Below are 9,523 nucleotides of genomic sequence, written 5' to 3' on the forward strand. Positions count from 1 at the left end.
CCGGCGCCAACTGGTCCGTCAACGTGGCCAAGCAGGCTCTGGGCATCGAGCTGGAAGACGGCAACGACAACTTCGTTGGCGTCCAGGCCGTTACCCGTGAAGAGGCCGCTCTGTACGCGCTGAACACCCTGAAGGCCGACATGGTGGAGTATGACTCCAAGACCGAGGTCAATGTCAATGGTGCTGTGGTTACCATCGGCAACTCCAAGGCCAAGGAGATGGAGCAGGGCATCTACAAGGACAACCTGAAAGAGGAAGGCCTGCAGTTCGCTGAGAAGTATTTCACCGATCTGAAGCTGAGCGAGAGCCACGACGACTTCCTGCGCCCCGCCAACAAGTGGAGCATCAAGTCCGACGAAATCGGCACCTATGCCAAGACTCCCGACGCCGTGTACGAGGGCGTCAAGGTCCGCCGCGATACGCTCTATCGTGATCTGGACCTGAGCGATCCCTATGACTTTGACGTTGTGGTTGACGGCGTTGAGGCCACCGGCACTGAGGCCGGCGCTGCGGGCGGCAAGTTCTATGTTGCCAAGCGCGAGACCGGTTCCTTCAAGATCAGCGACAAGGTCGGTACCGGTAACGGCAACCTGATCGAGGTCTACAACGGCGATGCGGACGAAGATGAGGATAAGGTCATCGTCATCATCAACGAGTACCTGATGCAGGTTGACGGCGACTATGACGAAGAGGACGACGAGCTGTATCTGACTGCCGCCACCGGCGACATCGGCGACGCGGACGTTCCCAACCTGAATACCGACGCCGACAAGCTCTCCATCGACGATTTTGCCAACCTGAAGAGCTTCAAGGACGAGGACTATGTCCTGGTCACCGTGGCCGATGGCGAAGTGAAGTCCATTAAGCTGGCTGAGAAGGTCACCGCTGCTGTCACCGAGTACGTCCAGGACGACACCGTGACCGCCGGCGGCACCGAGTATGCTCTGTCTGCCAAGTGCGGCAGCGACATCAAGAATGCCGAGTATGACCTGAAGGAAGACTACGATCTGTACCTGGATTCCTACGGCAACGTGATCTGGGTGGACGGCGTTGAGGCCGAGGGCAGCTACGTCTACATCACCGAGGTTTATACTTCCTCCAGCTCCAGCACTTCCAAGATTCAGGCTCAGGCCTACTTCCTGGACGGCACCGACGACGAGATCACCATTGACAAGCTCAATGGCTCCACTGTTAAGGGTGTGAACGATCTGGACGAGTTCGGCACTAAGACCGGCAGCAATGCCGCCGTTGGCAAGTGGTACAAGTACAGCCTGAAGGACAACGGCAAGTACAACCTGACCGACAAGAACACGCTTGGCAATGTCAGCCTGACCAACACTTATGATTCTGGCACGGTCACGAACTATGATGATAACGGCGTGAAGATTTACTTCGGCACTGGTGCCAATGACTTTGTCAAGGGCAATGCCACCACCCGCTTCGTTATCATCAACAAGAGCGATGATGTCAAGGTCTACACCGGCATCAAGAACGTGCCCGACACCAAGATCGGCGGCACCGGCGCTGTTCGTTACTATGCGGAGAACGGCTATGCCAAGTACGTCTTCATCGACGTGGGCGACACCGGCGTTGTGAAGGGCGGCTCCAGCAGCAGCGACTTCATCTACCTGTACAAGTTCGACAAGATGGGCACCAACGCTGACGACAACGATTACTATCGTTTCAAGGCCGTGGTGAACGGCACTGTGACCAAGGTCTCCCTGGACGACGGCTACATCGGCCAGACTGATCTGGTTGGCAAGCTGTACGGTGAGGTCAGCTATGACAGCGATAAGTATGTCACTGACATGACCGAGGTCAACGGCACCGACGTGGACGACAGCGCCGCGCTGGTCTTCAACGGCACCGGCACTGTGGAGATTACCCAGAAGAACCGCACCGTGACCTTCAGCGGTAACGTGAGCGACAGCTTCTATCTGGACTCCGGCGCGAAGATCTTCGTCTTCGAGGGCACCGACGATCCCAAGACCGTCTCTGCCTCCAAGCTGGTGAACGATTACAGCGACGAGGTCATCAAGAGCGTTTACGCTGTTGAGGGCGACGACGGTTACACCATGCTGTTTGTCCAGCTGTAAGCTGAGGCACACGCACTGAACCGCGCGTAGTTCCAAACAGGCCCCGCACCGAGAGGTGCGGGGCCTGTTCTTTTCTTCCGCCGGAAATTCTCTCTTTCCATTTGCCGCCGGATGGATTAGAATGAGACCAGCACCGGCGCTTTGGCGCGCCGGATCAACCAAAGGGAGGAGCCGCCGTGAAAAATACCGCCGCCGTCATTACCGTCAGCGATTCCTGCTACAATGGGACCCGCCGGGACACCAGTGGACCCTGCATCCGCGCCCTGCTGGAGGAGGCGGGGTACGACGTGGTTTCCACCGCCGTGGTGCCGGATGAGGAGGCCGATATCCGGGAGGAGCTGCGCCGCTGCGCCGGCGAGGGCCGGACGGACCTGGTGCTCACCACCGGCGGCACGGGGCTTTCCCCCCGGGATGTGACGCCGGAGGCAACGCTTTCCGTGGTGGACCGGGAAATTCGATCCATTCCACAGGCCATGTTGTACGCCGGACTGTCCATCACCCCCCGGGCCATGCTGTCCCGGGCCGTGGCGGGCACCCTAGGGAGAACGCTGATCGTGAACCTGCCCGGCTCGGAAAAGGCCGCCCGGGAGAACCTCCTGGCGGTGCTGGACACCCTGGGCCACGGCCTGGATATGCTCCGGGGCCGGGGCCACGACTGACAAGGCTCTCCGCTTTCCAGAAAAAAGCCGCCCATCGGGCGGCTTTTTGGCGGGCGGGGAAGGGCCTTTACACCCGGTAGCCCAGGGCGGCGGAGATCATCCGCCCGGCGGACATCACCGCCTGGACGGCTTGGCGGAACTCCTCGGAGTGGACGGAGCGGAACATGCCGATGACCCCCACGGTGTAGGAGAAGCCGCCGCCCTGCTGGCGGACCGGCGCGGAGATGGACCGGAGGCCGATTTTGTACTCCCCATTCTCCACGGCGTAGCCTGCCGCCCGGATCTCCGCCAACTGGGCCAGCAGGGCCTCCGGGTCCGTGATGGTATGGGGGGTGTAGGCCGTCAGGGGCAGCTTGTGCAGCAGGGCCGCCGCCTCGTGGGGCGGCAGGGCCGAGAGAAACAGCTTGCCCTGGGAAGTGCAGTACAGGGGCAGGCGGGCGCCGGTCTCCGACACGATGCGCAGATTGCCCCGGCCCTCTGCCTGATCCAGAGTGATGACGTGGGCCCCCTCGTGGATGGACAGCACCGCGGAGCTGCTGGTCTGGGCCGCCAGGTGCTCCATGTAGGGCCGGGCCACGGCGGAAATGTCCCAGGAGCTGCTGACATGACAGCCGTACTCGAACAGCCGCAGGCCCAGGGCGTATTTGCCGTCGGGCTTCTGGGCCACCACGTCGTAATCCCGCATGGTGGTCAGCAGGCCGAAAACCGTGCTCCGGGGCAGGCCCGCCCGGGCGCTGAGCTCCGTCAGTGTCAGGGGTTCCCCGGCGTCGCAGAGATGCTGCAAAAGCTCCATGGCCTTCGCCACGGAGCGGATGGTGTTGCCGTCCGCCATGGGACCACCTCCTTTTTCTCCATCATACCGGATACCGCCCGGGGCCGTCAAGGATTCCGATGATATCGAAATATATTTTAATATGGTCGGAAAGAGGGTTTGCCAAGGGGGAAGGGATTTGATAAAATAGGTAATATTCCTATGAGAATAACGGTGGAGGGCCTATGGAGGACCGCTGCGGACGGACAATCACATACCTGCGCCTGGCGGTGACGGACCTCTGCAACTACCGCTGCCGGTACTGCATGCCGCCGGAGGGGGTGGAGAAGCGGGCCCACGGGGCCGTCTGCTCCCTGGAGGAGCTGCGGGACATGACGGCGGCCGCGGCGGCCTGCGGCGTCCGGAAGGTGCGCATCACCGGCGGGGAGCCGCTGGTGCGGCGGGGGATCGCGGACTTGTGCCGGATGGTGGCGGCCCTGCCGGGGGTGGAGGAGCTGTGCCTCACCACCAACGGGAGCCTGCTTCCCGCCCTGGCGGTCCCCCTGCGGGCGGCGGGGGTGGATCGGCTGAACATCAGCCTGGACACCCTGCGGCCGGACCGGTTCCGGGAGATCACCCGGGGGGGCGAGCTGGCCCAGGTCTGGGCGGGAATCGCCGCCACGGAGGCGGCGGGGTTCTCCCGCCTGAAGCTGAACTGCGTGCTGATGGGCGGCGTCAACGACGATGAGATCGGGGACTTTGTGGAGCTGACGCGGCGGCGCCCCTGGCAGGTGCGGTTCATTGAGTTGATGCCCATGGGGGTCTGCGCCGGGTGGGACCGGAGGGCCTTTTTGCCGGTGGAGACCGTGCTGGCGCGGCGGCCGGACCTGGAGCCCATCGGGGCGGAGGGGGTGGCGTCCTGCTATCGCCTCCCCGGCGCCGCGGGAACCGTGGGGCTGATTGCCCCCATGAGCCACGCCTTCTGCGGCGCGTGCAGCCGCATCCGCATCACGGCGGACGGAAAGCTGAAGCCCTGTCTCCACACTCGGGAGGAGATTCCCCTGCGGGGGCTGTCCGGCCCGGCGCTGGAGGCGGCGCTGCGGCGGGGGATTGCCCAAAAGCCGGAGCGCCACCGTCTGGGGGAGGACGGCGTCACCGCCGCCGGGAGGGACATGAATGAGATCGGAGGATGAGGGGATGGAACTGACCCATTTCAACCAGGAGGGCCGCGCCCGCATGGTGGATGTCAGCGAAAAGGAGGCCACCTTCCGGGTGGCCCGGGCCGTCGGGGAGGTCCGCATGGCCCCCGCCACCTTGGAGCGGATTCAGGCGGGGACCGTGGGCAAGGGGGACGTGCTGGCGGTGGCCCAGGTGGCGGGCATTCTGGCGGCCAAGGGAACTGCCGGGCTGATTCCCATGTGTCACCCGCTGCTGCTGACCAAGGTGGACCTGCGCTTCGAGCTGGGGGAGGGGGCACTCCGGATTTTCAGCGAGGTTCGCTGCCGGGGGGAGACCGGGGTGGAGATGGAGGCGCTGACCGCCGTCTCCGTGGCGGCCCTGACGGTGTACGACATGTGCAAGGCCGTCCAGCGGGATATGGAGATCACCGGCGTCCGCCTCCTCTATAAAGAGGGAGGCAAGAGCGGCGTCTATGAACGGGAGGTGTGAGGAGATGGCCAAGGTCACTGCGGTGAACATCAGCGAGCGGAAGGGCACCCCCAAGCACGAGGTGCCCTACATCGACCTCCGGCTCCGCCACGGCATCCTGGGGGATGCCCACGCCGGGGACTGGCACCGGCAGATCAGCCTGCTGGCGGAGGAGAGCGTGGAGCGGATGCGGGGGCTGGGACTGGACCTGGCGCCCGGGGCCTTTGCGGAGAACATCAACACCGCCGGCGTGGATTTGAAGGGACTGCCGGTGGGAACCCGGCTGGCCATCGGGGAGACGGTGGTAGAGGTGACCCAGATCGGCAAGGAGTGCCACAGCGACTGCGCCGTGAAGCGGGCCACCGGCGTCTGCGTCATGCCCACGGAGGGGATTTTCGCCGTGGTGGTCCGGGAGGGCCGGGTGCGGCGGGGAGACCTCATCACGATTTTGGAGGCGGAGCATGAGACGGATTGAGACGCGGGAGGCCGTGGGCCATGTGCTGTGCCACGACCTGACCCAAATCATCAGGGGAAGCTACAAGGACGCCCGCTTCCGCAAGGGCCACGTGGTCCGGGAGGAGGACATCCCGGTGCTGCTGTCCATGGGGAAGGAGCACCTCTACGTCTGGGAGATGACGCCGGGCATGGTCCATGAAAACGACGCGGCGGAGCGGCTGCTGGCGCTGTGCGCCAACGAGGGGATGGAGCGCAGCCCGGTCAAGGAGGGCAAGATCGAGCTGACCGCCGCCCGGGACGGGCTGTTTCGAGTGGACTCCCGGCGGCTGCTGGCGGTGAATGGGACGGAGGACGTCATGATCGCCACCCGCCGGGGCAACACCGCCGTCCGCCGGGGCGACAAGCTGGCGGGGATGCGGGTGATCCCCCTGGTGATCCGGGAGGAGCTGCTCCAGGCGGCGGAGGCCGCCGCCGGGGAAAAGCCGCTGCTGGAGCTGCTGCCCTACCGGATGAAAACCGCCGCCATCGTGACCACCGGCGGCGAGGTGAAGCAGGGGCTGATTCAGGACACCTTCACCCCGGTGGTGGCGGAGAAGCTGGCGGCCTACGGCATCGAGACCGTGGCCACCGTCCTCTCCGGCGACGGGGTGGAAAACGTGCGGGACGCGGTGTTGCAGATGCGGACGCTGGGGACGGACCTGATCCTCTGCACCGGCGGCATGAGCGTGGACCCCGACGACAACACCCCCGGCGGCATCCGGGCGGCGGGGGCGGAGATCGTGGCCTACGGCGCGCCGGTGCTGCCCGGCGCCATGTTCCTGCTGGGGTACTTCCCGGAGGGGACGGCGGTGATGGGCCTGCCGGGCTGCGTGATGTACGCCGGGGCCACCGTGTTCGACCTGATCCTGCCCCGGGTGGCCGCCGGGGTGCCCGTCACCCGGGAGGACCTGGCCGCCCTGGGGGAGGGGGGGCTGTGCCTGGGCTGCAAGCCCTGCCGCTACCCGGACTGCCCCTTTGGAAAGTGAATGTCCCGTCGCCGGAGACGGCGGCGGGTGTTCCGGCGGAGCGTATCCCTTTGAAAAATATCACGAAAACCGACCCAAGGGCCGAGGAGAGGAAGCAATTGGATATGAAAAAGAGTATGGCGTTCCTGCTGGCACTGGCACTGACGCTGTCCCTGACCGCCTGCGGGGGAAACCCGGAGGCGCCGATTGATGCGGGGGCGGAGCCGGTGGAACTGATGGTCTTTGCCGCCGCCTCCCTGACGGAGACCCTGACGGAGATTGGGGAGCAGTACCGGGCCGTGGCCCCGGCGGTGACGCTGACCTTCAACTTTGCCTCCTCCGGCGATCTGCTGACCCAGATTCAGGAGGGGGCGGACTGTGACCTGTTCCTCTCCGCCGCCCAGAAGCAGATGGACGCCCTGGACGGCGCTCTGGCGGGGGACGGGTTGCGGAATCCCGGCGGGCTGGACCTGCTGGCGCCGGGCAGCCGCGTGGACCTGCTGGAGAACAAGGTGGTGCTGGCGGTGCCGGAGGGAAATCCCCGGGGCGTCGGGAGCTTTGACCAGTTGGCGGAGGCCCTGGGCGGGGAGGAGCCGCTGCTGCTGGCCATCGGCAACAGCGACGTGCCGGTGGGGCAGTATACCCTGAAAATCTTGGAGTACTACGGCCTCTCGGAGGCGGCGCTGAACGGGGCCGGCGTGCTGACCTACGGCTCCAATGTGAAGGAGGTCACCACCCAGGTCGGCGAGGCCGCTGTGGACTGTGGCATCATCTATGCCACCGACGCCTTCTCCGCAGGGCTGGAGGTGGTGGACCGCGCCACCGCGGAGATGTGCGGCCAGGTGATCTACCCCGCCGCGGTGCTCCGGGAGGGGCGGACGGAGGCCGCCCAGGCCTTCCTGGACTATCTGCAAACCGACGCGGCCATGGCGGTTTTTGAGAGCGTGGGCTTCTCCCCCGCCGGTGCGCCGCCCCGCTCCTGAAGGAGGAGTTTCATGGACTGGTATCCCCTGTATAACTCCCTGCGCATCGCCGCTATCTCCACGGCGGTGATCTTCTTCGCGGGCATTGCCGCCGCCTACTATGTGGCGCGGCTGCCCCGGCTGGTGAAGGGCGTTCTGGACGTGGTGCTGACGCTGCCGCTGGTGCTGCCCCCCACGGTGGTGGGCTATTTGCTGCTGCGGCTGCTGGGGCCCAAGCGGCTGGTGGGGGCCTGGGTGCTGGAGACCTTCGGCCTCCGGCTGGTGATGAACTGGTGGTCCGCCGTGTTCGCCACGGCGGTGGTGATCTTTCCCCTGATGTACCGCACCGCCCGGGGGGCCTTTGAGGCCTTCGACGAGACGCTGGCCTACGCCGGCCAGACCCTGGGCCTGTCCAACGCCTACATCTTCTGGCGCATCCGGATGCCCTGCTGCCGCCAGGGAATTCTGGCGGGAACGGTGCTGTCCTTCGCCCGGGCGCTGGGGGAGTACGGCGCCACCTCCATGATCGCCGGGTACACCCCGGGCCGGACCGCCACCATCTCCACCACGGTCTACCAGCTCTGGCGGACCAACGACGACGCCCTTGCCTTCCGCTGGGTGGTGGTGAACATCGCCATCTCCGCCGTGATTTTGCTGGCGGTGAACCTGATGGAGCGGAAAAATCTCACGGTGGCGGGCGGGAAACGGAGGCGCACCCCATGCGTTTGACGGTGGACATTGAAAAGCGGCTGGGGGAGTTCCAGCTCCGGGCGGCGTTTGAGGCGGGGGAGGAGACCCTGGCGCTGCTGGGGGCCTCCGGCTGCGGCAAGAGCGTGACCCTCCAGTGCATCGCCGGCATCCTGACGCCGGACCGGGGGCGGATTGAGCTGGACGGCCGGGTGCTGTTCGACAGCCGGGCGGGCATCGACCTGCCGCCCCAGCAGCGGCGGGTGGGCTACCTCTTCCAGCAGTACGCCCTGTTCCCCAACATGACGGCGGAGCAGAACATCCGCTGCGGCATCCGGGGCAGCCGGCGGCAGCGGGCGGCGCTGGCGGCGGAGAAGCTCCGCGCCTTCCGGCTGGAGGGGCTGGAGGGGAAGTACCCCGCCCAGCTCTCCGGCGGGCAGCAGCAGCGGGTGGCCCTGGCCCGCATCCTGGCCAGCGGCCCCCGGGCGATTTTGCTGGACGAGCCCTTCTCCGCCCTGGACCAGTATTTGAAGCGGCAGCTGGAGGCGGAGCTGACCGAGCTTCTGGACGGCTTTGCCGGGCCCATTGTCTGGGTGTCCCACGACCTGGGGGAGTGCTACCGCAACTGCCGCCGGGTCTGCGTGCTGGAGGCGGGGCGGACGGGGGACGTCACCGCCATGGAGGACCTGCTCCGCCGTCCCGCCACGCTGGAGGCCGCCCGGCTGACGGGGTGCCGGAACTTCTTCCCCGCCCGGCGGGGGACAGGGGGCGTGGAGGTGCCGGACTGGGGGCTCACGCTGCCCCTCCCCGTGCCGGAGGGGGCGTTTTCCACGCTGGCCGTCCCTGCGGCGGCCATCCGCCTGGAGGCCGGGGGCATGGCCTGCACCGTCCGCCGGGCGGTGCGGGACCTGGGGCGCACGGACCTCTTTCTGCTGCCCGACGGCGCGCCGGAGGGAGCGCCGCTGCTCTGCGCGGAGACGGACCGGACGGTGGCGCCGGGCCAGCGGGTGGAGGTGGTTCTGGAGCCGGAGCAGCTGCTGCTGCTGTAAGGCGGGCGCGGTTGACAAGCGGCGGCGGGCGGGCTACAATCAAGGCACGGCCGCCAGGCCCTGGACCGGGCGGCAGAAGAGGAGGCGGAAGAATGCTGGTTGTGATTCGGGGCGCGGGGGACATTGCCACGGGCATCGCCCTGCGGCTCCACCGGGCGGGGTATGCCCTGGTGATGACGGACCTGCCGGTGCCCACGGCCATCCGGCGGACG

10 protein-coding genes are annotated in these 9,523 nt (G+C 66.3%); 9 read left to right on the plus strand and 1 reads right to left on the minus strand.

Annotation, left to right across the window (positions count from 1 at the left end; genetic code table 11):
• The first annotated feature begins 140 nt into the window (after positions 1–140).
• Together QZS21_RS11010 and QZS21_RS11015 are read left to right on the plus strand one after the other, a co-directional pair.
• Positions 141–2,096: a hypothetical protein gene (locus QZS21_RS11010; protein WP_295583335.1), complete on the plus strand. Its 1,956-nt coding sequence runs from the start codon at positions 141–143 to the stop codon at positions 2,094–2,096.
• A gap of 176 nt (positions 2,097–2,272) precedes the next feature.
• The gene (locus QZS21_RS11015) at positions 2,273–2,755 is read left to right on the plus strand and encodes a molybdenum cofactor biosynthesis protein B (RefSeq protein ID WP_295583338.1); all 483 of its coding nucleotides are present in this window, start codon (positions 2,273–2,275) and stop codon (positions 2,753–2,755) included.
• A gap of 67 nt (positions 2,756–2,822) precedes the next feature.
• On the opposite strand, the gene QZS21_RS11020 is transcribed toward QZS21_RS11015, so the two are convergent.
• Entirely contained in the window at positions 2,823–3,587 is a 765-nt protein-coding gene (locus tag QZS21_RS11020) for an IclR family transcriptional regulator (protein WP_295583340.1), read from the minus strand.
• A gap of 164 nt (positions 3,588–3,751) precedes the next feature.
• On the opposite strand from QZS21_RS11020, the gene moaA reads away from it, so the two are divergent.
• From moaA to QZS21_RS11055, 7 genes are all read left to right on the plus strand, one after another.
• On the plus strand, positions 3,752–4,699 hold the full coding sequence (gene moaA, locus QZS21_RS11025; protein ID WP_295583342.1) for a GTP 3',8-cyclase MoaA: 948 nt from the start codon (positions 3,752–3,754) through the stop codon (positions 4,697–4,699).
• Between the two features lie 4 nt (positions 4,700–4,703).
• A complete protein-coding gene (gene moaC, locus QZS21_RS11030) occupies positions 4,704–5,174 on the plus strand; it encodes a cyclic pyranopterin monophosphate synthase MoaC (protein WP_295583354.1) in 471 nt (156 codons plus the stop codon).
• Positions 5,175–5,178: 4 nt separating this feature from the next.
• A complete protein-coding gene (locus tag QZS21_RS11035) occupies positions 5,179–5,628 on the plus strand; it encodes an MOSC domain-containing protein (RefSeq protein WP_295583344.1) in 450 nt (149 codons plus the stop codon).
• Positions 5,615–6,634: a molybdopterin-binding protein gene (locus QZS21_RS11040; protein WP_295583346.1), complete on the plus strand. Its 1,020-nt coding sequence runs from the start codon at positions 5,615–5,617 to the stop codon at positions 6,632–6,634. Before QZS21_RS11035 ends, QZS21_RS11040 begins: the two co-directional genes overlap by 14 nt.
• 104 nt (positions 6,635–6,738) lie before the next feature.
• The gene (modA, locus tag QZS21_RS11045) at positions 6,739–7,596 is read left to right on the plus strand and encodes a molybdate ABC transporter substrate-binding protein (protein WP_295583348.1); all 858 of its coding nucleotides are present in this window, start codon (positions 6,739–6,741) and stop codon (positions 7,594–7,596) included.
• Between the two features lie 12 nt (positions 7,597–7,608).
• Positions 7,609–8,304 (plus strand): molybdate ABC transporter permease subunit, encoded by a 696-nt coding sequence (gene modB, locus QZS21_RS11050; RefSeq protein WP_295583350.1) that lies wholly within the window; start codon positions 7,609–7,611, stop codon positions 8,302–8,304.
• Positions 8,295–9,311: a sulfate/molybdate ABC transporter ATP-binding protein gene (locus QZS21_RS11055; RefSeq protein ID WP_295583352.1), complete on the plus strand. Its 1,017-nt coding sequence runs from the start codon at positions 8,295–8,297 to the stop codon at positions 9,309–9,311. The genes modB and QZS21_RS11055 overlap by 10 nt, the downstream gene beginning before the upstream one ends.
• The last annotated feature ends 212 nt before the right edge of the window (positions 9,312–9,523 follow it).

The sequence above is a fragment of the uncultured Oscillibacter sp. genome (assembly GCF_900544955.1).
Lineage (GTDB): Bacteria > Bacillota > Clostridia > Oscillospirales > Oscillospiraceae > Oscillibacter.